At 71.7% G+C, this 23683-nt stretch carries 31 protein-coding genes; 19 read left to right on the top strand and 12 right to left on the bottom strand.

Annotation, left to right across the window (positions count from 1 at the left end):
- Positions 1-56: 56 nt before the first annotated feature.
- Complete coding sequence (locus ACQPZF_RS34295) at positions 57-497, bottom strand: transposase (RefSeq protein ID WP_433264173.1); 441 nt, start codon at positions 495-497, stop codon at positions 57-59.
- Between the two features lie 35 nt (positions 498-532).
- On the opposite strand from ACQPZF_RS34295, the gene ACQPZF_RS34290 reads away from it, so the two are divergent.
- Positions 533-1326, top strand: a protein-coding gene (locus tag ACQPZF_RS34290) for an IS5 family transposase (protein WP_433274840.1) whose coding sequence is annotated in 2 segments (ribosomal slippage) — positions 533-866 and positions 866-1326 — 795 coding nt in all. Because the reading frame shifts where the segments join, the coding sequence is not laid out codon by codon here.
- Between the two features lie 5 nt (positions 1327-1331).
- Here the strand turns inward: ACQPZF_RS34290 and ACQPZF_RS34285 are convergent.
- Complete coding sequence (locus ACQPZF_RS34285; RefSeq protein ID WP_433264171.1) at positions 1332-1805, bottom strand: IS3 family transposase; 474 nt, start codon at positions 1803-1805, stop codon at positions 1332-1334.
- Complete coding sequence (locus ACQPZF_RS34280) at positions 1802-2344, bottom strand: helix-turn-helix domain-containing protein (RefSeq protein ID WP_433264169.1); 543 nt, start codon at positions 2342-2344, stop codon at positions 1802-1804. The genes ACQPZF_RS34285 and ACQPZF_RS34280 overlap by 4 nt, the downstream gene beginning before the upstream one ends.
- A gap of 142 nt (positions 2345-2486) precedes the next feature.
- Here ACQPZF_RS34280 and ACQPZF_RS34275 point away from each other — a divergent pair, with 142 nt between their 5' ends.
- The 11 genes from ACQPZF_RS34275 (at position 2487) to mutM (ending at position 9825) form a co-directional block, all read left to right on the top strand.
- Entirely contained in the window at positions 2487-3599 is a 1113-nt protein-coding gene (locus ACQPZF_RS34275; protein WP_433264167.1) for an MBL fold metallo-hydrolase, read from the top strand.
- Positions 3551-4225: an SDR family NAD(P)-dependent oxidoreductase gene (locus ACQPZF_RS34270; RefSeq protein ID WP_433264164.1), complete on the top strand. Its 675-nt coding sequence runs from the start codon at positions 3551-3553 to the stop codon at positions 4223-4225. The genes ACQPZF_RS34275 and ACQPZF_RS34270 overlap by 49 nt, the downstream gene beginning before the upstream one ends.
- 255 nt (positions 4226-4480) lie before the next feature.
- Positions 4481-5047, top strand: coding sequence for a 16S rRNA (guanine(966)-N(2))-methyltransferase RsmD (gene rsmD, locus ACQPZF_RS34265; RefSeq protein ID WP_433264162.1), 567 nt, complete (start codon positions 4481-4483; stop codon positions 5045-5047).
- Between the two features lie 54 nt (positions 5048-5101).
- On the top strand, positions 5102-5584 hold the full coding sequence (gene coaD / locus ACQPZF_RS34260; protein ID WP_433264160.1) for a pantetheine-phosphate adenylyltransferase: 483 nt from the start codon (positions 5102-5104) through the stop codon (positions 5582-5584).
- Positions 5585-5649: 65 nt separating this feature from the next.
- Positions 5650-6075 (top strand): ribonuclease domain-containing protein, encoded by a 426-nt coding sequence (locus ACQPZF_RS34255; RefSeq protein ID WP_433264158.1) that lies wholly within the window; start codon positions 5650-5652, stop codon positions 6073-6075.
- Between the two features lie 93 nt (positions 6076-6168).
- A complete protein-coding gene (locus ACQPZF_RS34250) occupies positions 6169-6900 on the top strand; it encodes a DivIVA domain-containing protein (protein ID WP_433264156.1) in 732 nt (243 codons plus the stop codon).
- 222 nt (positions 6901-7122) lie between these two features.
- The gene (locus tag ACQPZF_RS34245; protein ID WP_433264154.1) at positions 7123-7710 is read left to right on the top strand and encodes a YceD family protein; all 588 of its coding nucleotides are present in this window, start codon (positions 7123-7125) and stop codon (positions 7708-7710) included.
- 2 nt (positions 7711-7712) lie between these two features.
- Positions 7713-7895 carry a 50S ribosomal protein L32 gene (rpmF, locus tag ACQPZF_RS34240; protein WP_015104500.1) on the top strand — a complete coding sequence of 61 codons (183 nt, stop codon included), beginning with the start codon at positions 7713-7715 and terminating at the stop codon, positions 7893-7895.
- A gap of 29 nt (positions 7896-7924) precedes the next feature.
- On the top strand, positions 7925-8728 hold the full coding sequence (gene rnc, locus ACQPZF_RS34235; RefSeq protein ID WP_433264152.1) for a ribonuclease III: 804 nt from the start codon (positions 7925-7927) through the stop codon (positions 8726-8728).
- A 5-nt stretch (positions 8729-8733) separates the two neighbouring features.
- On the top strand, positions 8734-8952 hold the full coding sequence (locus tag ACQPZF_RS34230) for a hypothetical protein (RefSeq protein WP_433264150.1): 219 nt from the start codon (positions 8734-8736) through the stop codon (positions 8950-8952).
- Between the two features lie 9 nt (positions 8953-8961).
- Positions 8962-9825 carry a bifunctional DNA-formamidopyrimidine glycosylase/DNA-(apurinic or apyrimidinic site) lyase gene (gene mutM, locus ACQPZF_RS34225; protein ID WP_433264148.1) on the top strand — a complete coding sequence of 288 codons (864 nt, stop codon included), beginning with the start codon at positions 8962-8964 and terminating at the stop codon, positions 9823-9825.
- A gap of 128 nt (positions 9826-9953) precedes the next feature.
- Here mutM and ACQPZF_RS34220 read toward each other — a convergent pair whose 3' ends face one another.
- Positions 9954-10391 (bottom strand): MarR family winged helix-turn-helix transcriptional regulator, encoded by a 438-nt coding sequence (locus ACQPZF_RS34220; protein WP_433264146.1) that lies wholly within the window; start codon positions 10389-10391, stop codon positions 9954-9956.
- A gap of 256 nt (positions 10392-10647) precedes the next feature.
- Here ACQPZF_RS34220 and ACQPZF_RS34215 point away from each other — a divergent pair, with 256 nt between their 5' ends.
- A complete protein-coding gene (locus tag ACQPZF_RS34215) occupies positions 10648-11325 on the top strand; it encodes a response regulator (RefSeq protein WP_433264144.1) in 678 nt (225 codons plus the stop codon).
- A 15-nt stretch (positions 11326-11340) separates the two neighbouring features.
- Here ACQPZF_RS34215 and ACQPZF_RS34210 read toward each other — a convergent pair whose 3' ends face one another.
- Complete coding sequence (locus tag ACQPZF_RS34210) at positions 11341-12465, bottom strand: NAD(P)/FAD-dependent oxidoreductase (RefSeq protein ID WP_433264142.1); 1125 nt, start codon at positions 12463-12465, stop codon at positions 11341-11343.
- Between the two features lie 189 nt (positions 12466-12654).
- On the opposite strand from ACQPZF_RS34210, the gene ACQPZF_RS34205 reads away from it, so the two are divergent.
- Positions 12655-13182, top strand: a complete 528-nt coding sequence (locus tag ACQPZF_RS34205) for a GNAT family N-acetyltransferase (RefSeq protein ID WP_433264140.1) — start codon at positions 12655-12657, stop codon at positions 13180-13182.
- Between the two features lie 62 nt (positions 13183-13244).
- On the opposite strand, the gene ACQPZF_RS34200 is transcribed toward ACQPZF_RS34205, so the two are convergent.
- From ACQPZF_RS34200 to ACQPZF_RS34185, 4 genes are all read right to left on the bottom strand, one after another.
- Positions 13245-14096, bottom strand: a complete 852-nt coding sequence (locus ACQPZF_RS34200; protein ID WP_433264138.1) for a class I SAM-dependent methyltransferase — start codon at positions 14094-14096, stop codon at positions 13245-13247.
- Positions 14097-14141: 45 nt separating this feature from the next.
- Positions 14142-14597, bottom strand: a complete 456-nt coding sequence (locus tag ACQPZF_RS34195; RefSeq protein ID WP_433264136.1) for a hypothetical protein — start codon at positions 14595-14597, stop codon at positions 14142-14144.
- A 140-nt stretch (positions 14598-14737) separates the two neighbouring features.
- The gene (locus tag ACQPZF_RS34190) at positions 14738-15223 is read right to left on the bottom strand and encodes a hypothetical protein (RefSeq protein ID WP_433264134.1); all 486 of its coding nucleotides are present in this window, start codon (positions 15221-15223) and stop codon (positions 14738-14740) included.
- 40 nt (positions 15224-15263) lie between these two features.
- On the bottom strand, positions 15264-15950 hold the full coding sequence (locus ACQPZF_RS34185; protein WP_433264133.1) for a CAP domain-containing protein: 687 nt from the start codon (positions 15948-15950) through the stop codon (positions 15264-15266).
- Positions 15951-16014: 64 nt separating this feature from the next.
- Between ACQPZF_RS34185 and ACQPZF_RS34180 the strand changes: the two genes are divergently transcribed.
- The 4 genes from ACQPZF_RS34180 to smc all read left to right on the top strand — a co-directional run bounded on the left by ACQPZF_RS34180 (position 16015) and on the right by smc (position 21239).
- On the top strand, positions 16015-16311 hold the full coding sequence (locus ACQPZF_RS34180; protein WP_433264131.1) for an acylphosphatase: 297 nt from the start codon (positions 16015-16017) through the stop codon (positions 16309-16311).
- A gap of 33 nt (positions 16312-16344) precedes the next feature.
- Positions 16345-16851 (top strand): sigma-70 family RNA polymerase sigma factor, encoded by a 507-nt coding sequence (locus tag ACQPZF_RS34175; protein ID WP_433264129.1) that lies wholly within the window; start codon positions 16345-16347, stop codon positions 16849-16851.
- Positions 16848-17492: an anti-sigma factor family protein gene (locus ACQPZF_RS34170; protein ID WP_433264127.1), complete on the top strand. Its 645-nt coding sequence runs from the start codon at positions 16848-16850 to the stop codon at positions 17490-17492. Before ACQPZF_RS34175 ends, ACQPZF_RS34170 begins: the two co-directional genes overlap by 4 nt.
- A 69-nt stretch (positions 17493-17561) precedes the next feature.
- Entirely contained in the window at positions 17562-21239 is a 3678-nt protein-coding gene (smc, locus tag ACQPZF_RS34165) for a chromosome segregation protein SMC (RefSeq protein WP_433264125.1), read from the top strand.
- 71 nt (positions 21240-21310) lie between these two features.
- Here the strand turns inward: smc and ACQPZF_RS34160 are convergent, their stop codons facing one another.
- From ACQPZF_RS34160 to ACQPZF_RS34150, 3 genes are read right to left on the bottom strand one after another with little or no spacing between them, the layout of a single operon-like run.
- Positions 21311-22027 (bottom strand): lysophospholipid acyltransferase family protein, encoded by a 717-nt coding sequence (locus tag ACQPZF_RS34160; protein ID WP_433264123.1) that lies wholly within the window; start codon positions 22025-22027, stop codon positions 21311-21313.
- Between the two features lie 15 nt (positions 22028-22042).
- A complete protein-coding gene (locus tag ACQPZF_RS34155) occupies positions 22043-22381 on the bottom strand; it encodes a hypothetical protein (protein ID WP_433264121.1) in 339 nt (112 codons plus the stop codon).
- A gap of 47 nt (positions 22382-22428) precedes the next feature.
- Entirely contained in the window at positions 22429-22665 is a 237-nt protein-coding gene (locus ACQPZF_RS34150; protein WP_433264119.1) for a hypothetical protein, read from the bottom strand.
- A gap of 50 nt (positions 22666-22715) precedes the next feature.
- Here ACQPZF_RS34150 and ACQPZF_RS34145 point away from each other — a divergent pair, with 50 nt between their 5' ends.
- Positions 22716-23651, top strand: a complete 936-nt coding sequence (locus ACQPZF_RS34145) for a GNAT family N-acetyltransferase (RefSeq protein ID WP_433264117.1) — start codon at positions 22716-22718, stop codon at positions 23649-23651.
- Positions 23652-23683 lie beyond the last annotated feature (32 nt).

Genomic DNA, 23683 nt, shown 5'->3' with positions numbered 1-23683 from the left:
CGGGGGTTCGTCGGTGGTTGAACTGGTCCCCGGAAGTTGGACTGGCTAACTGAAGGTTAGGCCGTGAGGGCCTGGGCTCGGTACTCGACCGGGCTCAGGCCCTTGAGCGTGGTCGAGATGCGGGTGGTGTTGTACCAGTCGATGTACTCGTCCAGCGCCGTGGTGAACTCGGTGACGGTGTCGAACTTGGTGTGGTGGAACAGTTCTTCCTTGAGGTGGCCGAAGAAGTTCTCGGCTATGGAGTTGTCCAGGCAGTTGGCCCGCCGTGACATCGACTGGGTCAGGCCCGCGTCGTCAAGCAGTTTCCGCCAGGAGGCGTGCTGGTACTGGAACCCTTGGTCGGAGTGCACCAGCGGCGAGGTGCCGGCGGGCAGGGTGGCGATCGCCTCGCGGAGTGAAGAGTTGGTCAGCTCCAGCGTTGGCGACGGGCCACAGGAGTAAGAGGTCCTAACAAAATGATCAACGTGGTGGCGTCGGGCCTGCCCGATCTGGATCATGTTCGGTTGTGAGGAGGGGTGAGTCGCCGCCATGGATCGTCTCCGACGATCTGTGGGAGCGGATCGAGCCGTTGTTGCCGGTGGTGCCGCGCAGGACCCACAACCCGGGCCGCAAGCGGGTGCCGGACCGGCTGTGTCTGCAGGGCATCCTGTTCGTGCTGCATACCGGCATCCAGTGGGAGTTCCTGCCGCAGGAGCTGGGCTTCGGCTCCGGGATGACCTGTTGGCGGCGGCTGCGTGATTGGAACGAGGCCGGCGTCTGGTCCCGGCTGCACGAGTTGCTGCTCGCCGAGCTGCATTCGGCGGGCAGGCTGGACTGGGACCGCGCGGTAATCGACACCTCGCACATCCGGGCTGCGCGACGCGGCCCAAAAGCGGGCCGAGCCCGGTCGACCGCGCCCGGCCGGGCTCCAAGCACCACGTCCTGACCGAGGGCGGCGGCATCCCGCTCGCGGTCCTGCTGACCGGCGGCAACCGCAACGACGTCGTCGGCCTGGAGCCGCTGCTGGACGCGGTGCCGAACGTGCGCGGTCGGCGGGGTCGACCCCGCCGGCGTCCGAAGACGGTCTACGCCGACCGCGGCTACGACCACGACAAGTACCGCCGACGCCTGCGCGCCAGGGGAATCACCCCTCGGATCGCCCGTCGCGGCGAACCGCACGGCTCCGGCCTGGGCGCGATCCGTTGGGTCGTGGAGCGCACGATCGCCTGGTACCACGGCATGAAGCGCCTGCGCATCCGCTGGGAACGCCGCGACGACATCCACGAAGCCTTCCTCGGCCTCGCCACCTGCATCATCTGCTACCGACACGTCCAGCGATTCTGTTAGGACCTCTAAGCGATCACGGATCGGTCGAACAGGTCGATGATCGGGGACAGGTAGAGCTTGCGGTCACCGATGCGGAACTCGGTGACGTCGGTGACCCACTTCGTGTCCGGCGCCGATGCGGTGAACTGGCGGTTCAGCGTGTTCTCGGCGGTCGTGCCGGTCTGCCCGAGCCAGGACCGATACCGGCGTGGCCGCCGGACCTCGCAGACCAGGCCGAGGATGTTCATCAGCTTGAGCACGGTCTTCTTGGCCACCTGCCGGCCTTGACGGATCAGCATGATGTGGATCCGCCGATGCCCGTAGCGGCCACGGGCGGCCTCGAACGCCTCGATGATCGCGGTCTTGAGCCCGGCCTGCGGATCAGGTCGCGTGAGCCGGGCCTGGTGATGGAAGAACGTCGACCGGGCCAGGCCGGCGACCGCCAGCAGCACCGGCAGCGGGTAGTCGGCCTTGAGGGCGGCGATGACCTGGGTTTTCACCCTCGCCCCTGCTCCCTCAAGGCCCGCAATTTTTCCAGGTAGGCCACCTTCGCGGACAACCGCAGGTTCTCGGCCCGCAACCGTTCCAGCTCATCCGGTTCCGAAGCCGGTGGCGCCGCGGGCCGGCCTTTCCGCCTGGGGCGCAACGCTTCCTCTCCCTCGCGCCGATACGCCCGCACCCAGTTCTCGACCAGCTTGGACGAGGACAGGTCGTGCTCGCGCGCCAGCTCGGCCGCGGTCGCCTCACCCGCCACGAACCGGCGCACGACCCCGAGCTTGAACTCGAACGTGAACGACCGCTTGCCCGGATTGTTCATCAGCGCTCCCGCGCCTCTCAACCTCCAACGATCATGCAAGCGTCGCACCGCGGCCCTGGACACACCCAACCGGGTTGCCACAGCCTTCGGACCATACCCGGCCTCGAACAACGCCACAGCGGACTCCCGCTGCCCCTCGGACAACGAACTTCGTGGATGCACCAAACCGCTCCCCGGAAGTCGGAACTGGATTCCCAGTCCAACTTCTGGGGAGCGGTTCATGGTCCGGCGAACCCCTTTCTCAAGGTCACTTCAGGAAATCGCGGCTCTCGTGCATCGGTTGTCTTCTCCTGCCGACTTCACTCGTCCGGTTGATCTCCGCGTGCGCGGGAACCCGAGGCGCGAACCGGCCGTTGGAGGAACCATGAAGAAGGTCACCGCAGCGCTGCTCGGCTTGGCGGCGGGGGCGGTCGCGTGGGCGTTGCGCGACCTGCCCGCCGCGCTGGGCGGCACCCCCGGCGGGGAACGGGTGCGGCGTTCCCCGCAGTTCCGCGACGGCAGGTTCCACAATGCCGCTCGTACCCGCACCCTGCCTCCGGGCGGTACGGGCGAGACCGCGCGGGAGCTGTTCTTCGGTGGCCGGCAACGGCATCCGGTGGGCGAGGTGCCGTTGGTGCGGCCCGTGCCCGGTGGTTCGGCCGAGGGTTTGCACATCACGTGGTACGGCCACGCGTCCGCATTGGTCGAGATCGACGGCGCGCGCGTCCTGCTCGATCCGGTGTGGAGCGACCGGTGCTCGCCGTCCCACCTGGTGGGTCCGAGACGGCTGCACCCGGTGCCGCACGAGTTGAGTGAGGTGGGCCACGTGGACGCGGTGGTCATCTCGCACGACCACTACGACCACCTGGACCTGCCGACCGTGCGGGCGTTGACGCGGAGCGGCGACGCGGTCTTCGTGGTGCCCTTGGGCATCGGGGCGCACCTGCGGCGGTGGAAGGTGCCCGAGGAGCGGATCGTGGAACTCGACTGGGACGAGTCGCACGAGGTGGCCGGCGTGCGCCTGGTCGCGTCACCCGCGCAGCACTTCTCCGGGCGCGGGTTCCAGCGGGACAACACGCTGTGGGCGTCCTGGGCGATCGTCGGCCCGCGGCACCGCGTGTACTACAGCGGGGACACGGGGTACTTCGACGGGTACAAGCGGATCGGCGAGGAGTACGGGCCCTTCGACGCGTCGCTGATCCAGATCGGGGCGTACGGGCCGGGGTGGCCGGACATCCACATGACGCCGGAGGAAGGCGTTGCGGCGCACCGCGATGTGCAGGGCGGCCTGCTGATCCCGGTGCACTGGGCGACGTTCAACCTGGCGTTCCACGACTGGGCCGAGCCGGTGGACCGGGTGTGGCGGGAGGCGAAGGCCTGGGAGATCCCGCTCGCCGTCCCGCGTCCGGGCGAGAGGATCGACGTGGACGATCCTCCGGCGGTAGACGGGTGGTGGCAGGCACTGGCATCGGCCGGGCGATCGCCGAGGAGTTGGTGAAACGCGGTCTCGACGTCGTGATCACCGGCCGGCGGGCTGACGTGCTGGCGGCCACGGCGCGGGAGATCGGCGCCCGGCCCGTGGTCTTCGACGCGGCGTCACCCGAGGCGGTGGAGGCTGCGCTGGCCGAGCTTCCGTCCACTGTGGACGTTCTGGTGAACAACGCCGGAGGGGCGGTGGGCGGCGACGACGTCCGGTCGCAATGGTTGGCGAACTACGAGTCGAACGTCATCACCGCCGTCCTGGTGACCACGGCGCTGGAGCCGCGCTTCACGGACCAGGCGAGGATCGTGACGATCGGCTCCATCGCCGGCCGACGGGGCGGCGGCAGTTACGGGGCGGCCAAGGCGGCGGTGGAAGCGTGGACCGCCGAGCTGGCCTTCAGCCTGGGTGGCCGGGGTATCACGGCCAACGTGGTGTCACCCGGCTACGTCGAGGACACCGAGTTCTTCGGCGACCGCATGACGGATCGACGCCGTCAGACCTTGATCGCCCAGACGGCCAACGGCCGCCCTGGCACGCCGGCGGACGTCGCGGCGACCGTGGCCTTCCTGACCTCGCCGGAAGCGGGCCACATCACCGGCCAGGTGATCGCGGTCAACGGCGGCGCGGCCCTGGGCCGCTGATCTTGTCCGAGGACGCCATCTCCTCCGGGCGCGACGAGACGCCGACTCGTCTGCCGGTCGGGTACCGCCTGACGGGGCGAGGCGGGGCATTGCGTGGCCACGCGGGCTTGGCCGGGCCGGCCGAAACCGGTCGGCTGGCCGGGACCGGTCGGGCTCGGCGAGGTGGGCCGGGCCGGATGCCTCCGGCGGGGTTGTGTCGGCCGGACCGCGTGGGCGTTCGTCCGGCAGGTCGTGGGCGCCTGCGACGATAGGCGGGTGACCAGGATCGTCGCGGGTGTTGCCGGGGGCCGTCGTCTGCAAGTGCCTCCCCGTGGCACCCGTCCCACGTCCGACCGGGTGCGGGAGGCGTTGTTCAGCTCTCTCGAGGCGCTGGTCGATCTCGACGGGGCGCGTGTCCTCGACCTCTACGCGGGCTCGGGGGCGCTCGGCTTGGAAGCGCTCTCACGAGGTGCGGCGCACGCCACCTTCGTGGAGTCCGACAAGCGGGCTGCCGAAGTGTTGAAGGCCAACGCCAAGGCGCTCGGGCTGCCCGGGGCGACGGTGGTCAACCGCACCGCCGAAGCCGTTGTCGGCGCGCCCGCCGACGAGCCCTGTGACGTGGTCTTCGCCGATCCCCCGTACGCGGTGACCGACGAAGAACTCGGGCGTGTCCTGCACGCCCTGGTCGACCAGGGCTGGACCGGGGGCGACTCGCTGGTCATCGTGGAGCGCGCCGCGCGCAGTGCTGAACCGATCTGGCCTCGTCCGCTGGAATCGTTGCGCACCAAGCGTTACGGCGACACGGCCCTGTACTGGGCGGAACACCGCGTCACCCACGGGTGATGCCGACCACGGACCAGGCTGGACGCGTCCGATCGGGTGCTACCGTCCGAAACCATGACGCGTGCCGTGTGCCCCGGCTCCTACGACCCGGCCACCAACGGACACCTGGACATCATCGGGAGAGCGGCGAAGCTCTTCGACGAGGTCGTCGTCGCCGTGCTCATCAACAAGAACAAGAAGACCTTGTTCTCGGTGGAGGAGCGCACGGAGATGCTCCGCGAGGTGACCGCGCAGTGGCCGAACGTCAGGGTCGACTCGTGGCACGGCCTGCTGGTCGACTACTGCCGCGAGAACGACATCCAGGCGATCGTGAAGGGTCTCCGCGCGGTCAGCGACTACGACTACGAGCTGCAGATGGCGCAGATGAACCACCAGCTCACCGGGGTCGAGACGCTGTTCATGCCGACCAACCCGATCTACAGCTTCCTGGCCAGCTCGCTGGTCAAGGACGTCGCGACCTACGGCGGCGACGTGTCCACGCTGCTCACGCCGTCGATCATGGCCCGCCTGACGCAACGCCTCGCGGAACGCCGCTGACCGGTCACGGCGGGTTAACCCCGCCGTGGTGGCGTGCTCACTCGACGTGATTAGCGTTCGCTCGCATGAGCGAGATCACGTCACGTGGCGCCAAGGCGCTGCTCTCCCTGCTGCTGGTTCTCGTCGGCTCCTTCGGCCTGGCCACCCCGGCGGCGACGGCCGAGGTCACCACCCTCCAAGCGGCCTGCGGCGACACCTCCGCGTTCCGCGAGGTCGCCCTGTCCAGCCTGCCTGCCCAGGCCACCGACACCGTCCGCCTCATCCAGCGCGGCGGGCCCTACCCGTACCGGCAGGACAACCAGACCTTCCAGAACCGGGAGCGCATCCTCCCGGCTTGTGCGACCGGGTACTACAAGGAGTACACCGTCAAGACCCCCGGCAGCTCCACGCGCGGCGCCCGGCGCATCGTGACCGGCAACGCCTCTCCGAAGCTCTACTTCTACACCGCCGACCACTACGCGAGCTTCGTGCTGGTCGACATCGGCCGCTGAGGCGCGGGACACGCCCTGCCGATCTACCCACGCCGGGGTGATCGGCAGGGCACACTAGGACGGGTACCGCTGTGTGGGTGTGGGGAGTGTGCCGTGTACCGGGTGTTCGAGGCCCTCGACGAGCTGGTCACGATCGTCGAGGAAGCGCGTGGCGTGCCGATGACCTCCGGGTGCGTCGTGCCGCGCGGTGATGTGCTCGAACTGCTGGACGACGTGCGCGACGCCATCCCGGCGGAGCTGGACGACGCCCAGGACGTGCTCGACCACCGCGACGAGCTGGTCGGCAAGGCCCAGCACGAGCTGGAGGCCACCACCAGCAAGGCCCGTGCCGACGCCGAGCGGATCGTCGCCGAGGCGCAGCACGAGGCCGAGCGGATGCTGTCCGAGGCCCGTGCCCGCGCCGAGCGCATGGTCGCCGAGGCCGAGGACCAGGCCGAGCGGACGATCTCGGCGGGGCGCCAGGAGTACGAGGACCTGGTGGGCCGCGCCCACTCCGAGGCCGACCGCATGGTGCAGGCCGGTCGCGCCAACTACGAGCGGGCGATCGAGGAGGGCCGTGCCGAGCAGGCCCGGCTGGTCGACCAGACCGAGGTGGTCCGGGCCGCGCACGCCGAGTCCTCCCGCGTGCTGGACGCCGCCCAGTCGGAGGCGATCCGGCTGCGCAGCGAGTGCGACGCCTACGTGGACGGCAAGCTGGCCGACTTCGAGGACCTGCTCGCCCACACGCTGCGCTCCGTCGGCAAGGGGCGCTCGCACCTGCGCGGGCCGGCGGTGGCCGCCGCCGCGGCCCCGTTCGACTACCACGAGCCGAACGTGCGCTCTTGATCCTCGCGACGCCCGCGGCCCCGAACGTTCGATCCGGACCGTCGACCGACCTGCTCCAGAACCCCTGGAACGCCCGGGGCCGACCCGCCGACCGACCTGCCCCGGACCCCTGGAACGCCCGACCGGACGTCGTCGACCTGCCGATTTCACGTCAGCGGCGATTGTCCCGTACCCTTGACCGGCTGGCCGTGGTAAGTCACCCGTCGGCAAACACCAAACATCATGTCTGAGCACCGTCACGCGTCCACGCGTCCCACAGCGACCGGGCCCTGGGTCATCGACACCAGGGACCTCGGGCGTCGCGCGGGCTCCAGCCGCGCCCTGAAGCGGACGGTGCCGGCCGAAGGGGTCGGTCTGCTCGGGGTGATCGCGGTGCCGCCGGGTGGGCACGTCGAACTCGATCTGCTGCTGGAGTCGGTGGTCGAGGGCGTGCTGGTGACCGGCACGGCCGGGACGGCGGTCGAAGGGGAGTGCTCGCGCTGCCTGGAGCCGCTGTCCGCCGAGGTCGAGGTGGAGCTGACGGAGCTGTACGCGTATCCCGACAGCACCACCGACGAGACCACCGAGGAGGACGAGGTCAGTCGGCTGCAACACGATCTGATCGACCTCGAACCTGTGGTGCGGGACGCCATCGTGCTCGCCCTGCCGCAGGTGCCGCTGTGCTCGCCGGACTGCCTCGGGCTGTGCGTCGACTGCGGTGGCAAGCTGGCTGAGCTCGGGCCCGACCACGGGCATGAGACGATTGACCCCCGTTGGGCCGCCCTCCAGGAGCGGTTCGACGGGAATCGTGACAATCCAGAGGAGAACTAGTCGTGGCCGTCCCGAAGCGGAAGATGTCGCGCTCGAACACGCGCTCGCGCCGCGCTCAGTGGAAGACCGCTGCCGTGCACCTGGTGGCCTGCTCGAACAGGGCCTGCCGCCAGCCGAAGCCGCAGCACGTCGCCTGCCCGGCTTGTGGCCAGTACGACGGCCGCCAGGTCGTCCAGCCGGCCTGATTCCTCCGAAGGCGAAGGTAGCGGTAAACGTGGGGGGTAGGTCGTCGCGCGGTCGGTCCGCCGACCGCGCCCCGTTGCTCGAAGCGCTCGGCGTCCCTCTGGACGCCGAGCTGCTGACGCTTGCTCTGACACACCGGTCGTACGCCTACGAGAACGGTGGGCTCCCGCCGAACGAACGGCTGGAGTTCCTCGGCGACGCGGTGCTCGGGCTCGTCGTCACCGATCACCTGTACCGCACCCACCCGGATCTGCCCGAGGGGCAGCTAGCGAAGCTCCGTGCCAGTGTGGTGAACATGCACGCGCTGGCGGGTGTGGCCAGGGGTCTCGGCGACGACGGTCTGGGAGGGCATCTGCTGCTCGGTCGCGGCGAGGAGCTGACCGGCGGCAGGGACAAGGCGAGCATCCTCGCGGACGGCCTGGAGGCCGTCATCGGCGCGGCTTATTTGCAGTTCGGCATCGAGACCGCGCGTCAACTCGTCCACCACCTCTTCGATCCGCTGTTGGCGGAGGCGCCGTTGCGCGGCGCGGGGTTGGACTGGAAGACCAGTTTGCAGGAGCTCACCGCATCGGCGGGGCTGGGCGTGCCCGAGTACCGGGTGGACGACCAGGGCCCGGACCACCGCAAGGAGTTCACCGCCACGGTGCTCGTCGGTGGCCAGTCCCACGGCACCGGCGATGGAAGCACGAAGAAGGAAGCCGAGCAGAAGGCGGCCGAGGCCGCCTACCGCGTGTTGTCCGAACGGATCCGCGTCGAGCAGGAAGCCGCCGCGTCCCCGAACGGCCACGCCGCCAACCAGGCTCCACCGCAAACCTCACCCACCGAGGAAGACTGACGCCGATGTATGCCACGAACGTCCGGACCAACCGGCGCGTGCGCGACCACCGCCACTCCCGACCGTTGAACGCCTCCCGCAGCGGCGGTATCCAGGGCCTCGTCCTGGTCCGCGACACCACGCAGGCCGGTGGCTGGATGCTGAAGCCCACCAAGCCGCAGGCCGCCGCGTACGAGCTCCTGGAGGAGCTGGAGGCCGCCGAGGCGACCGAGACCGAGGACTGACCGCGTCACGTGCCCGAGCTGCCTGAGGTAGAGGTCGTCCGCCGAGGTCTGCACGAGCACGTCGCCGGCCGGACCGTCGCCGCGGTCGAGGTCCTGCACGCCCGCGCGATCCGCCGCCACCTGCCCGGTGCGGCGGATTTCGCGTCCCGGTTGGCCGGTCGGACGATGGTCGAGGCGCGGCGGCGCGGCAAGTACCTGTGGGTGGACCTGTCCGACGGGGACGCGCTGCTCGCGCACCTCGGGATGAGCGGCCAACTGCTGGTGCAACCGGCGGGCGCGCCCGACGAGAAGCACCTGCGGGTCCGGGTGCGGTTCGCCGACGGGGGCCCTGAACTGCGGTTCGTGGACCAGCGCACGTTCGGCGGCCTGGCGCTCGCCGAGATCGTGGAGGTGGACGGCACCCCGCTGCCGCAGCCGGTCGCGCACATCGCGCGGGATCCGATGGACCCGGCGTTCGACCCGGACGCGGCGGTCGCGGCGATGCGGCGGCGGCGCACCGACGTGAAGCGGGCGCTGCTGGACCAGACGCTGGTGTCCGGCGTGGGCAACATCTACGCCGACGAGGCGCTGTGGCGCAGCCGCCTGCACAGCCTGCGCCCGACCGCGAGACTCACCCGGGCCAAAGCGGCCGAGGTGCTCGCGCACGCGACGCAGGTGATGCGCGAGGCGCTGGGTGAGGGCGGCACGTCGTTCGACGCGCTCTACGTCAACGTGAACGGCGAATCCGGCTACTTCGACCGTTCGCTGAACGTTTACGGGCAGGAGGACCGGCCGTGCGCGAGGTGCGGGGCCGCAATCGTGCGCGAACCCTTCATGAACCGCTCGTCCTACTCGTGCCCGCGCTGCCAGCCGAGGCCGCGCGTCCTGCGGTGAATCGCGCGAACCCCGCCCCCGCCGACGCGTGTGCGGAAGTCGTCGGCGGTGAGCCGGAGTCGGCAGGGTAGCGCCGAAGTCGTCGGCGGGCGGGCCGGCGTCGTCGGCGGTGAGCAGGCGTCGGGGGTTCAGCGTGATTTCGGCTCGGCGAGCCTGCGCAGCAGCGGCGTGACGGAGCGGACGTGGTCGCGTTCCTCTTCGGACAGTCGCGACAGCCGTTCGGACAGCAGTTCGGCCTCGCCGTGCGCGAGCGACAGGATCGTGTCCCGGCCCGCGCCGGTCAGCTCCACGATCGTCGCCCGGCCGTCCGCCGGATCCGCTTCCCTCCGCACCAGGCCGCCGGTTTCCAGCCCGGTCACCACCGTGGTCGCCGTCGGCTGCGAGCACAACGCGCGCACCGCGATCTCACCGATGCGCATAGGCCCCTGAGTGGCCAGCTCGGCGAGTACGAGGAGCTGCGTGGGCTGCAACCGCCTTACGGGCGCCGACTGCCGCAGACTGCGGACCAGCCGGTGCACGGCGACCACGAGCTGTAACGCGTCCTGGTTGGTCACACTGGTGGTCATCGAGGACCTCCTCGTGGCTCACTGACCGTGAGCAAGTGTCCGAATTCGGACAGGACATTCGCACTATCGCACTACGGATGTCCAGCGAATGGATTCATTCGCACCCATATGTACTCACCGTTTCCGCACCGATGCGGTCCACCACCCGCTAAATCGGCATAAAAGCCGTGGTAGCCGGCATCAAGGTGGCATCAGAAAGGGCGGAAAACCGAGTCGTGTCGGGCGGGCCCGGCGAGCCGCGACGTAGTCTCGCACCGTGACGAAGGTGCTCGTGGTCGACGACGAACCGCAGATCGTGCGCGCCCTGCGGATCAACCTGTCCGCACGCGGCTACTCGGTGCTGACCGCCCACGACGGCACGAGCGCCCTCAAGGCCGCCGCCGAGGGCAAGCCGGACGTCGTCGTGCTCGACCTCGGGCTGCCCGACGTGGACGGCACCGAGGTGATCGCCGGGCTGCGCGGCTGGACGTCCGTGCCGATCATCGTGCTGTCCGCGCGCACCGACTCGACCGACAAGGTGGAGGCGCTGGACGCGGGCGCGGACGACTACGTGACCAAGCCGTTCGGCATGGATGAACTGCTGGCGCGGCTGCGCGCGGCGGTCCGCCGGTCGGCCGTGGCGGAGGGCGAGGACGCCGTAGTGGAGACGTCGTCGTTCACGGTGGACCTGGCGGCGAAGAAGGTGATCCGGGAGGGCGAGGAGGTGCACCTCACGCCGACCGAGTGGGGCCTGCTGGAGATCCTGGCCCGCAACCGGGGCCGGCTGGTGGCGCAGAAGCAGCTCCTGCAGGAGGTGTGGGGCCCGCAGTACGCCAAGGAGACCCACTACCTGCGGGTGTACCTGGCCCAGTTGCGGCGCAAGCTGGAGCCCGAGCCGTCGCATCCCCGGCACCTGGTGACGGAGCCGGGGATGGGGTACCGCTTCGAGCTGTGACGCCGCCGGGAGCGCTCAGCCCGCGGGCAGCCTGGGGTGGCGCTCGAACAGGATCGTGCTGCGCACCACGGCCTCCTTGTAGCGTGCGGCGAGCCGTCCGGTGAGCACCGCGTCGCGGGGGCTGTCGTCGCCGCGCACGAACTGGATCAGGCCGTGCCTGCGCCCGAGGCTGATGCACTGGTTGATGTAGGAGAACCGGAACGGCTTGGGTTCGAGGCCCCGCATCCGGTCGGCCAGCGCGCGCACGGCCCGCTGGGCGGTGGGCGTCCCCGTCGCGCACGCCATGCGCAGCTCCAGCCCGTCCGGGCGGCGGATCGCGGCGGCGTCGCCGACGGCCAGCACGTCCGGGTGCGACACCGAGGCCAGCGTCTGGTCCACGACCACCCGGCCGTTGCCGTCGACCGCGAAACCGGCTTCGCGGGCCAGGTCCGGGACGCGGAAGCCCGCCGTCCACACGACCGTGTCGGCGTCGACCCGGCTCCCGTCGGCCAGCCGCACGCCGGTCGCGTCGACGGACGTCACGTGGGCGTCCTCGCGGATCGCCACGCCCAGCCGGGCGAACGTCGTGCGCAGGTAGCGCCGTGCCTTCGCGGACAGCGCGGCGCCGAGGACCCCTCCGGTGACCAGGACGACCGTCAACCGGGGGTGGCTCTCGGCCAGCTCGGCGGCGGCCTCGATCCCGGTGAGGCCGCCGCCGACGACCGCCACCGTGCGGGCGTGCGCGAGCGCGTCCCGCAGCCGCTCGGCGTCCTCCCGGGTGGCGACGCTGTGGGCGTGGTCGCGGACGCCGGGCGTCGAGTCCAGGTCCGCGTGGCTGCCGAGCGCGTAGATCAGCCGGTCGTAGGCGAGCGCGCCGGCGGTGAGTTCGATCTTGCGGGTCTCCGGGTCGATGGCGGTGACGCGGTCCACCACGAGTTCGACGCCGGTCCCGCGCAGCAGGTCGGCGAGCGGCCGGTCCGGCAAGGTCTGCCCGGCGGCGAGCTGGTGCAGCCGGACCCGCTCCACGAACCCGTCGCGGGCGTTGACCAGGGTGACCCGCGCGTCGGTCCACTTCGCCGCCAGTTTGGCCGCCGCGAGTCCCGAATAGCCGGCGCCGACGACCACGATCCGGTCCCCGCCGGCGTGCCTGTGCTTCGTCATGTCCCCGTCCTTTCGTCACTGGTGGAGCGGGACGGCGGCGAGGTCCGTGACAGCGCTTTGCTGTGATTCACGTCACGGGCACTCCGTGGACGACGTGACCGTTGTCATCACGTGCGTGAAACGGCCGGCCGGGCGGTCGGGGACCTCGCGCACCGTGATGTCATCGGTGGACAAGGGGTTGGCGGCTCGATGATCACTACGGCGCACACGTCCGGAGTGGACCCGGCGGTGCTGGCGGCGGCGCGCAAGTTGTGCGACGACGCGTTCGACGGCGATTTCGCCGACGAGGACTGGGAGCACGCGCTGGGTGGTGTGCACGCGCTGGTGTGGGAGGGCGACGAGCTGATCGGCCACGGTTCGGTGGTGCAGCGCCGGTTGCTGCACGGCGGGCGGGCGTTGCGCGCCGGGTACATCGAGGCCGTGGCGGTTCGGGCGGACCGGCGTGGGCGCGGGCACGGCGCGAGCGTCATGGCGGCGTTGGAGGGCGTGGTGCGCGGCGCGTACGAGGTCGGGGCGCTGAGCGCGTCCGAGGACGCGCTGGACTTCTACGCGGCTCGCGGGTGGCGGCCGTGGCGCGGTCCGTCCTCGGTGCTGGCCCCGGGCGGGCCGGAACGCACCGAGGACGACGACGGCGGCGTCTTCGTGCTGCCCGTGACGGCCTCGCTGGACCTGGACGGGCCGCTGGCGTGCGACTGGCGTGACGGGGACGTCTGGTAGCCGGCAGACCTCCGGCGGTATCGGTGCGCGGCCGGCCGGACCTGCGGGGTCCGCTGCTCGGCTCAGGGCCGCCGAGCCTCGATGAGCCAGGCCGCCGAGTCGTACCAGACGCCCTCGTCGGTCTCGTGCGCCGCCAGGCTGCTCCGCAGGCCGGCGAGCGCGCGGGCCCTCGTGTCGGCGTCCAGGTCCTGCACCGAGCCGCCGTGCTGACGGGACACGAACGCGAACGCGTCCGCCACGTCACGGCCGAAGTACATGGGCTCGCTCAGGCCGTCGAGCCGGATGTCGACCAGCCCGGCCGACGCCAGCAGCCGCCGCACCCGCTCGGGGTCGCTCAGCGAGAACGGGCCCGGCGCGTCCGGCGGCGGCGCGGGCAGGTCGCGGCCGGCCGCCAGCGCCGTGCGGAACGCGGTGACGAACTCGTTGCGCGCCATCGGCTGCCAGGTCAGCAGGACGAGCCGGCCGCCGGGCCGCAGCGCCCGCGTGATGTTGGCGAACGCGGCCACCGGGTCGCCGAAGAACATCGACCCGTGCCGGCTGACCGCGAGGTCGAAACCCGCCTCGGGGAACGGGTGGACCTGCGCGTCGGCCTGCTCGAAGGACACGTTGGACACGTGTTCCCGCTCCGCCTGCCGGCGCGCCAGGTCGATCATTCGCGACGACAGGTCCACGCCCAGCGCCGAACCGCCGCGCCGGGCCGCGTCCCGGGTCGTCTTCCCGGTGCCGCAGCCGATGTCCAGGACCCGCGACGTCGGCTCGACGGCCGCCACGTCGAGCAGCCGGTGGTGGTAACGGGCCACGCCGTCGTCGAAGCGCTCGGCGCGGTCCGCCCAGAGCGCGCCCTGGTCGCCGTCCCAGGCGTCCAACTGGCGGGAGTTGGACGGATCGACCCGCACCTCGGTGAAGTCGCTCACCCGACCGGAGCCTAACGACCGGCCCACGGGGACGCACGCCGTTTCTCAGGGCTCCGTGCTCGGCGTCGGGCTCGGGCTCGTCGCGGAGCTGGACGACGACGGGCCCGGCGACGGCTCGAACGACGTGGGCGGGTTGCTCTGCGGCTGGGACGTCGTCGTCGGCTGCGGCGCGGGCTCCGTCGTCGTGGGCGGCTGGGCCCTCGGCTCCTCCGGGTTCGGGGCGGCGGTCTCCGGCCCCTGCGCCGGCTTGGTGGCGCCGGTCGAGACCGTGATCACCACGGTGGACGTGCGGCCGTCCGCCGCCACTTGCACGGAGGTGCCGGTGGTCGCGTGGATGTCGACCTGCGGCCGGGGTGGACCCGCGTCCGGCTCGTCGCCGCTCTGCGTCAGCAGGGATGCGAGGGTGGCTATCACGGTGGCGACGACCGCGCCGCCGGCCGCCAGCAGCGCCACCGAGGAGGCCTTCCGCTTCGGCGACGCCTGTTGATCTTCCTCGAACACACCATCTCCCTTGGGAGGACCTGGTCGGATGGTCAGGTGTCCGAGTTATCGGCGGGTGGCGGCGGGCTCCTCATCGCCGGAGCGGTCCTCCACACCTTCGTGTGGTGAACCGTCACCCCTGCGCGACGCCCTCGTTTGGCTCAGCCCGAGGTTGTGGTGCTCGATGACGTGACGACCGGAGGTGTCGTGGTGCTGCTGGCCGGAGGGTCGGGGGTGGTGGTGGTCGGCGCCGGGGTCGTCGTGGCGGGCGGCTGCACGGGAGGCGTGTCCTCGACCGTCGTGGTCGTGGTGGTGCCGTCCGGGCGGGTCACGGTCGTCACGCGGGTGCGCCTGGACGGCGTGGTGGTGGTGGTCGTCGCCTGGTCGGACGTCGTCGTCTCGGCGGTCGTGGTGGCGGTGACCGACGTCGCCGACGTCTTCGGCACCGTGGTCAGCGTGCTGCGCGACACGACGTCCTCGCGGGGGGTCGGCTTGGCGGGCGCGGCGTCCTCCGAGGCGCCCGCGATCGACGCGATGGCCGCGAAGATCGTCGCCACCAGCACGCCGGACGCGGCGAGCAGGACGTTCGGCGACACGCGCGGACGTCGACGGTCGGGTTCCGGGGTCTCGTACAGCCCGTCGGTCACGCGTTCTCCCTCTCCGAGTGGACGGCCGGCGAATGGCTCGCTACCAGCCGAAGTTCTGGGTCCAGTACCAGCCGTCGGCGGCCAGTCCCACGCCGATCACGGCGAACCTGCAGTTGAGGATGTTGCGGCGGTGCCCGTCGGAGTTCATCCACGCCCTCATGACCGCTTCGGGCGTGCGCTGGCCCTTGGCGATGTTCTCGCCGCCCGGCTCGGGGTAGCCCGCCGCGCGCATCCGGGCGGCGAAGTCGACGCCCTCGGGCGTCTCGTGCGAGAAGTAGTCGCGGGCCGACATGTCGTCGCTGTGGCCCTGAGCGGCCCGCACGACCCGGTCGTCCACCTTCAGCGCCCCGCAGCCGGCGGCGGCGCGCGCCTCGTTCACCAGGTCCACGACGCGCTGCTGCTGGGACACCGGGGGAACGGTCGTGGTGGTGGTCGTCGGAGGCGCGGTGGTCGGCTCGGTGGTGGTCGTCGTGGTCTCGGTCGAGGTGGTCGTCGCCGCCGTGGTCGTGGTGGTCGTCGGCTCGGTCGTCGTCGGCGCGATCAGGGTCGGCTCGGTGGTCGTCGCGGGTAAGCCGACACCGCCCACCCCGCCGACGCCCGAATTGTCGCCCCGCGCCTGCTGTGCTGTGGTGGGCGCGGCGAAGGGACCGAGCTGTCCGGGGCTGGCGAAGGCCACACCGGTCGCGCCGGCGGCCCCCAGGAGCAGGCCGACGAGTCCGCCTACCACGGATCGGTTACCGCGCCGCGCAGTCACGGTCGCGCACCGTACCACTAATGGGTGAAATGTCAGGATGGTAGTTGTGGCTGGAGTAGAGCGGACCGTGCGTCTCACGGCCTGGGTGCGTGGGCACGTGCAGGGTGTCGGCTTCCGGTGGTGGACCCGGGCCAGGGCCCTTGAGCTGGGCTTGGTCGGCAGCGCGTCGAATCTCCGGGACGGCCGGGTGGAGGTCAACGCCGAAGGGACCGAGGAGGCGTGCCGTTCGCTGTTGGCGGCATTGCGTTCCGGCGATACACCCGGTCGGGTGGAATCGGTCGTGGAGCGCTGGTCCGAGGCCCGCGGCGGCCTGACGGGTTTCGCGGAGCGTTGAACGCACAGGGGTCCGGTGGCGTAGTAAACCGGTGTGGACCGAGGCGAGGACGTGGTCAGGCAGCTATACGGCCGCTGGCGTGGTCCGCTGCACGGTTACGTCCTGCGCCTGGTCGGCGGTGACCACCAGCAGGCCGAGGACGTGGTCCAGGAGACGCTGCTGCGCGCCTGGAAGCACGTGGACCAACTGACCCCTGCCGACGCCGGCCCCTGGCTCTATACGGTGGCCCGGAACCTGGTCATCTCGGGATTCCGACGGCGCGGCGGGCGCAACTCCGAGGTGCCCATCGAGCCGACCGACCTGCCGCCGGTCGCCGACGAGGTGGAGCACGTGCTCCAGAGCTGGCAGGTGGCCGAGGCGCTGCGCGCGCTCAGCCCGGACCACCGCGCGGTGGTGGTCGAGCTGTACTACCGCCGCCGCACGGTCAACGAGGCGGCGGCCGTCCTGGGCATCCCGCCCGGCACGGTCAAGTCGCGGTGCTTCTACGCCTTGCGCGCCCTGCGCGACGCCCTGGAGGAGCGCGGGGTGACCGAGTCGTGAGCTGCATCCAGACGGTCGCGCTCGGCGCGTACCTGCTCGGCTCGCTCGACCCGGCCGAGCGGTCGGCGTTCGAGCGGCACCTGCGCGGCTGCGCCATCTGCCGCCGCGAGATGCTCCGGCTGGCCCCGCTGCCCGGCCTGCTCAGCCAGGTCCGGCTGGAGGACCTGGAGCTGCCGTTCGAGGATCCGGCGCCGGGCCCGGACCTGTTCCCGCTGCCGGCCCCGGAACCGGCGCCCGAACCCGAGCCGGAGCCGGTCGCGAAGCGCCGGTGGCCGGTGCTGGCGGGCGTCGGCGTGCTGGTGGCCGTGGTGGTCGCGGTCGCCGTGCTGGCCTTCCGGCCGGACGCCGCCCCGGTGCGGTGGCAGGCCAGCGACGGCGGCACCGGCGTGTCCGCGCAGGCCGACCTGGTGGCCAAGTCCTGGGGCACCGAGCTGTGGCTGAGCCTCCAGAGCATCCCCCCTGGTCAGCGCTGCAAGCTGTTGGTGCACGACCGGACCGGGAAGACCGAGGTCGGCGGCTGGTGGGGCACCGACCACGGCGCGGACGAGCGGATCCCCGGTTCGACGTCGTTCCGGCTCGACCAGATCGAGCGGCTGGACGTCGTGGTGGACCAGAAGGTGCTGGTCTCGGTGCGTCCGTGAGCCCTTGGTCGGGCCGGCCGGCGGCGCGCCTGGCGACTGGCCCGGACGGCTCGCGGGTACTCTGCCCCGGTGCACCTCAAGAGCCTGACGCTGAAGGGGTTCAAGTCCTTCGCCTCGGCTACCACGCTGCGCTTCGAGCCGGGCATCACGTGCGTCGTCGGTCCCAACGGGTCCGGCAAGTCCAACGTGCTCGACGCGCTCCGCTGGGTGATGGGCACGCAGGGCGCGAAGGACCTGCGCGGCGGCAAGATGGAGGACGTCATCTTCGCGGGCACCTCCGGGCGCGCCCCGCTCGGCCGCGCCGAGGTGACGCTGACCATCGACAACTCCGACGGCATGCTGCCGATCGAGTACACCGAGGTGTCGATCACCCGCCGGATGTTCCGCGAGGGCGCGACCGAGTACGAGATCAACGGCAACTCGTGCCGGCTGATGGACATCCAGGAGCTGCTGTCGGACTCCGGCATCGGCCGCGAGATGCACGTGATCGTCGGCCAGGGCCAGCTCGCCGCGATCCTGGAGTCCAAGCCGGAGGAGCGCCGGGCGTTCGTCGAGGAGGCCGCGGGCGTCCTCAAGCACCGCAAGCGCAAGGAGAAGGCGCTGCGGAAGCTGGAGGCGATGCAGGCGAACCTGACCCGCCTCACCGACCTCACCGCCGAGCTGCGCCGCCAGCTCAAGCCGCTGGGCAAGCAGGCCGAGATCGCCCGCCGCGCCCAGGTCGTGCAGTCCGAGCTGCGGGACGCCCGGATGCGCCTGCTGGCCGACGACCTGGTGACGCAGCGCGAGGCGCTGGCCCGCGAGGAGCAGGACGAGGCGGCGGCCCGGGCGCGCCGGGCCGAGGTCGAGCGGTCGCTGCAGCAGGCGCAGTTACAGCAGAACGAGCTGGAGGACCAGGTCACGGCGGACGCGCCGAAGCTCCAGCGCGCCCAGGACACCTGGTACCGGCTGTCGGCGCTGGAGGAGCGGCTGCGCGGCACCGTGCGGCTGGCCGTGGAGCGCGAGCGGCACCTGTCGGCGTCCGTGGAGGCCCCGCGCGGCGGGCGCGACCCGGACGAGCTGGACGCCGAGGCCGAGCACACCGCGATGCTGGAGCAGGAGCTCCAGGACGGCGTGACGGAGGCCCGCGTCGGGCTGGCCGAGGCCGTCGAGACGCGGGCCGAGCTGGAGCGGATGGTGTCGGCGGCGGAGAAGGCGCACCTCGCGGCCGTGCGGGCGATCGCCGACCGGCGCGAGGGGCTCGCCCGGCTGTCCGGGCAGGTCGAGGCGCTGCGCTCGAAGACGTCCGCGACCGCCGAGGAGATCGAGCGGATGTCGGTCGCGCTGGCCGAGGCCGTGCAGCGGGTCGAGGTCGCGTCCCAGGAGCTGGCCGAGGCGCGTGAGGTCACCGGCACCGAGGACGAGGACGACGTCGGGCTGGACGACCGGCACAAGCTGGCCGCGGAGGCGGACGACGCCGCCCGGCGGCGGGTGGAGGAGCTGGTCAAGGCCGAGCGGACGGCCGAACGGGACATCGCGTCGTGGAAGGCCCGCGTCGACGCCCTGTCGCTGGGGCTGACCCGCAAGGACGGCGCGGGCGCGCTGCTGGCGTCGCGGCTGCCCGGCCTGCTGGGTTCCGTCGCGGCCCTGCTGACCGTCGAGCCGGGGCACGAGGTGGCGCTGGCGGCGGCGCTGGGTCCGATCGCCGACGCGGTGGCGGTGGCGTCCGGGTCCGACGCGGTGGCCGCCCTGGAGCTGTTGAAGGAGCAGGACACCGGCCGGGCCGGGGTGCTGGTGGGCGGTGCCGGGCCGGTGGACCGGTCCGCGTGGCCGGTCCTGCCGCACGGGGCGCGGTGGGCGGTGGACGCGGTGCAGGCCCCCGAGGCGCTGCGGCCCGCGTTGCACCGCGCGTTGGACCGGCTGGCCGTGGTGGACGACCTGGCCGCCGCGCGGTCCCTGGTGGAGGCCCGGCCGGACGTGCGCGCCGTGACCCGCGAGGGTGACGTGTTCGGCACGGACTGGGCGGTCGGCGGGTCCGGGCGCAGCCAGAGCGTGATCGAGGTCCAGGCGGCCGTGGACGAGGCGTCGGAGAAGCTGGCGCTGGCGGAACGGGCGTTGCAGCAGTCGGCGGCGGCGCTGGAGGGCGCGCGGGCCGAGCAGCAGGCGCGGCGCGGCGAGGTCGCCGCGCTGAAGGAGCAGCTCAACGAGGCCAAGGTGCGGCGCGCGCGGTCGTCGGAGCGGCTCAACCGCCTGGCGGCGGCCGTGCGGTCGGCCGAAGCCGAGGTCGAGCGCGTGCGGGCGCAGCGGGAGAAGGTCGAGGCGGCCCGCGAGGAGAACCTGCTCAAGCTCGGCGAGCTGGAGGAACGCCTCCTGGTCGCCGAGGAGCAGCCGCTGGACGACGAGCCGGACACGGCGCAGCGCGACGAGGCCGCCGCCGAGCTGGCCGCGGCCCGTCAGGGCGAGGTCGACGCGCGGCTGCACCTGCGCACCGCCGAGGAGCGGGCGCGGGCGTTGCAGGGCAAGGCCGAGGGGCTGCGGCGTGCGGCGCGGGCCGAGCGGGAGGCGCGGGAACGTGCCCAGCGCGCCCACGCGGCCCGTGCGCGGGGCGCCGTGGTGGCGAAGGCCGTGGTCCGGGGCGGCGAGGTCGCGCTGGAGCGGATCGCCGCGTCGTTGGAGCGCGCGGCCCGTGAACGGGACAGCGCGCAGGAGCGCAAGGCGCAGCGCGAGACGTATCTCGCGCAGGTGCGCAACCTGGTGCGCGAGATGTCGGTGGAGCTGGAGAAGCTGACCGACGCCGTGCACCGGGACGAGGTGCTGCGGGCCGAGCAGCGGATGCGCATCGAGCAACTGGAGACCAAGGTCGCCGAGGACTTCGGCATCGGCCTGGAGGACCTGGTCGCCGAGTACGGGCCGGACGTGTACATCCCGCCGTCGCAGGCCGAGGTCGCCGAGTACGAGGCCGCGAAGGAGCGGGGCGAGCCGGTCACCGCGCCCCAGCCGATCCCGTACGACCGGGACACCCAGGCGCGGCGGGCCAAGCGCGCCGAGCGGGACCTGTCGCTGCTGGGCAAGGTCAACCCGCTGGCGCTGGAGGAGTTCGCGGCGCTGGAGGAGCGGTACAAGTTCCTGTCCAACCAGCTAGAGGACATCAAGGCGACCCGGCGCGACCTGCTGACCGTGGTGAAGGACGTCGACGAGAAGATCCTGGAGGTCTTCACGTCGGCGTACGAGGACGTGGCCCGCGAGTTCGAGATCGTGTTCAAGGTGTTGTTCCCCGGCGGCGAGGGCCGCCTGGTGCTGACCGAGCCGGACGACATGCTGAGCACCGGCATCGAGCTGGAGGCCCGGCCGCCGGGCAAGAAGGTCAAGCGGCTGTCGCTGCTGTCCGGTGGCGAGAAGTCGTTGGCGGCGGTGGCGATGCTGGTCGCGATCTTCCGCGCGCGGCCTTCGCCGTTCTACGTGATGGACGAGGTCGAGGCGGCCTTGGACGACACCAACCTGCACCGCCTGATCGGGCTGTTCGAGCAGTTGCGCGAGCGTTCGCAGCTACTGATCATCACGCACCAGAAGCCGACCATGGAGATCGCGGACGCGCTGTACGGCGTCTCCATGCGGGGGGACGGGATCAGCCAGGTGATCTCGCAGCGCCTGCGTGGCCGGGAAGACCTGAAGCCGACCGCCAAGTCCACGCCCGCCGCCGCGCCTGCTGTGCCCGTCGCCGATGCCGAGTCCGCCGCGGAGCCTGCTGCCGAAGCCGGGCCCGAGGCTTAGTTCCGGTACATGAGCCGACCAGAATCGGTGTGCTGCAACGCGTTCGTAGACTCCGCCGGCGACAGCGGGCGTCAGCGGGTGTCGGTGACCGGGCGGGCGTCGAGGGCTTTGGCTTCCTCGGGTGTCGGCGCGGCGCCGCCGAGGTGGGCGGGGTGCCACCACTGGCCCTCGCCGGGCTCCGGGTAGCGGGCCTGGGCCTCGTCCAGCAGTTCCTGCATCCGGGTGCGCAGGTCCTGGTCCGTGGTCGGCTCGACCGGCTCGCCGACGATGATCGTCACGGGCACGTGGCGTTGCGTCAGGTTCTTCGGCCGGCCCTTGGTCCACAGCCGCTGCGTGCCCCACAAGGCCACCGGCAGCAGCGGCACGCCGGCCTCGGCCGCCAGGCGCACCGCGCCGCTCTTCACGTCCTTGACGGTGAACGAGCGGCTGATGGTGGCCTCCGGGAAGATGCCCACCACCTCGCCCGACCGGAGCGCGGCCAACGCCTGCCGGTAGGACTCCTGGCCGGCCGCGCGGTCCACGGGGATGTGGTGCATCCCACGCATCAACGGCCCCGAGACCGCGTGCTCGAACACCTCGTGCTTGGCCATGAACCGCACCAGCCGGCGGGAGGGCAGGGCTCCGAAGCCGGCGAAGACGAAGTCGAGGTAGCTGACGTGGTTGCTCGCCAGCACGGCCCCGCCGGTGATCGGCACATGACGCGCGCCGTCCACGGTGACGCGGAGGTCGAGCACGCGGAACAGGAGCTTGGCCGCGGCGATCACCGGCGGGTACACGCGATCCGACATGACCTGAACGGTACGCTACTGGCGGGTAACTGTGCCTTCGTGCTCCCGGACCACGCGCGGCACCCCGGCCAGGTCCTCGTCGTTGCACAGCAGCTTGAGGTTGTAGTAAGGCGAACCCTTGGTGTCGTCGTAGTCGAGGTGGATGGCGATCACGTCGACCGGCTCACCCAGCCAGTCCTGGGTCTGACGCAGCCAGGAAGAGGCACGCTGGAGTGCGCTCGGCAAGTCGTCGTCCCGGAATTCCACCGGCCGGTAGGGGACCTCCTGCACCTGATCCCGCTGGTTGGCAGGCATCGGCAGGTCTACCGCCACCCCGCTGTCGTTGAGTTCGAGTTGGATCGTTTCCTCACTCACATCTTGAGGGTCCACCACCCCACGCCCGGCGGCAAGAGATAGGCGCGTTACGACTCGCGCGGGTCGGGGCTCCAGCGCCACCCGCTCCGGCGCGGCAAGTCGCCCAGCGGCTGCCTGCCGTTGGCCCACAGCAGCGTCCGCCACGGGTCGCCGCCCCGGGAACAGCCGCCGTCCGACGCACTCCGCGAGGGTCCTTCGACCACCACCGCCCAACCCGCGCCCACCGCCTGGCCGAGGAACGCCGCACCCGCCGGAACGGCCCTGGTCACGTCGTCTGCGTCCATGCCCGAAAACTCCCTCGCGTTCGGCGACCCCGCGAGTGACTATTCCGGACATGTATGACATCCGTTTCGCCGGCCAGGACGACCTGCGTGCCGTGCTGGCGCTGCTAGTCCGGCTCCAAGCCGACACCGCGCACCACATCGGCTACCTCGGTGAGACGCTCGGCGAGTTGACCGAGGAACTCGCCGAATTCGAACCCGACTGGCCCTCCTGCACGGTCGTCGCGACCGACGACTCGGGGCGGCTGTGCGGGGTGCTGAGCGTAGAGGTGGACACCGAGCTGAAGCGGGTGTTCCTGCACGGCCCGTTCGTGGACGTGCCGGTGAACCACCCGGCGGGCAGCCGGATCTGGGACCAGACCTCCGACGCCCTGTACGAGAAGGCGGCGCCCCTGCTGCACGGCATCGAGGACCGCGAGGTCTACGGCCACACCGAGCACCGCAGGCTGGCCGCGTTCGCCCAGCGGCACGGCTTCACCGCCGGCCGCGCCAGCGGCATCTACGTGCTCGACGGCGACGGGCTGCGCGGCCTGCTGATGCGCGAGGCGAGCTGCCCCCGCACCGGTCCGGCCCGCGAGATGCGCGTCCTGCCAACGGATGCCGCCGTGCACGAGGCCGTGGCCGTGCTGCACGAGCGCTGCTTCCCCAAGACCTACCTGTCCGGCCGCAAGCTCGTGGACGGCGACGGCAAGCACACCGTCGTCGTGGCGATGGACGGCGACGCCGTGCTCGGCTACGCGGCGGGCAAGGCCGAGCCCGGGGAGTACTACATCGACTTCGTGGCGGTGGAACCCGGCGTGCGGGGCGGGGGAGTGGGCGCGGCGCTCGTCACCGAACTGGTCTGGAAGCTCGCCGAACGCTTCGGCGCGCGCCCGCAGGCCGCCGCGTCGATCCTGGCCGGCAACGCCTCGTCCCAACGCATGTTCGACCGCCTCGGCTTCCGCCTCCACCTCGAACTGGTCGCCTACCGGGCGACGCCCGCCGCCTGAAGCAGGGGCCGCCCTCCCGGCGGCCCCCACGA

The sequence above is a fragment of the Actinosynnema sp. CS-041913 genome (assembly GCF_050942485.1).
In the GTDB taxonomy this organism is placed as follows: Bacteria; Actinomycetota; Actinomycetes; order Mycobacteriales; family Pseudonocardiaceae; genus Actinosynnema.
This window is presented reverse-complemented; position numbering and strand designations above follow the sequence as displayed.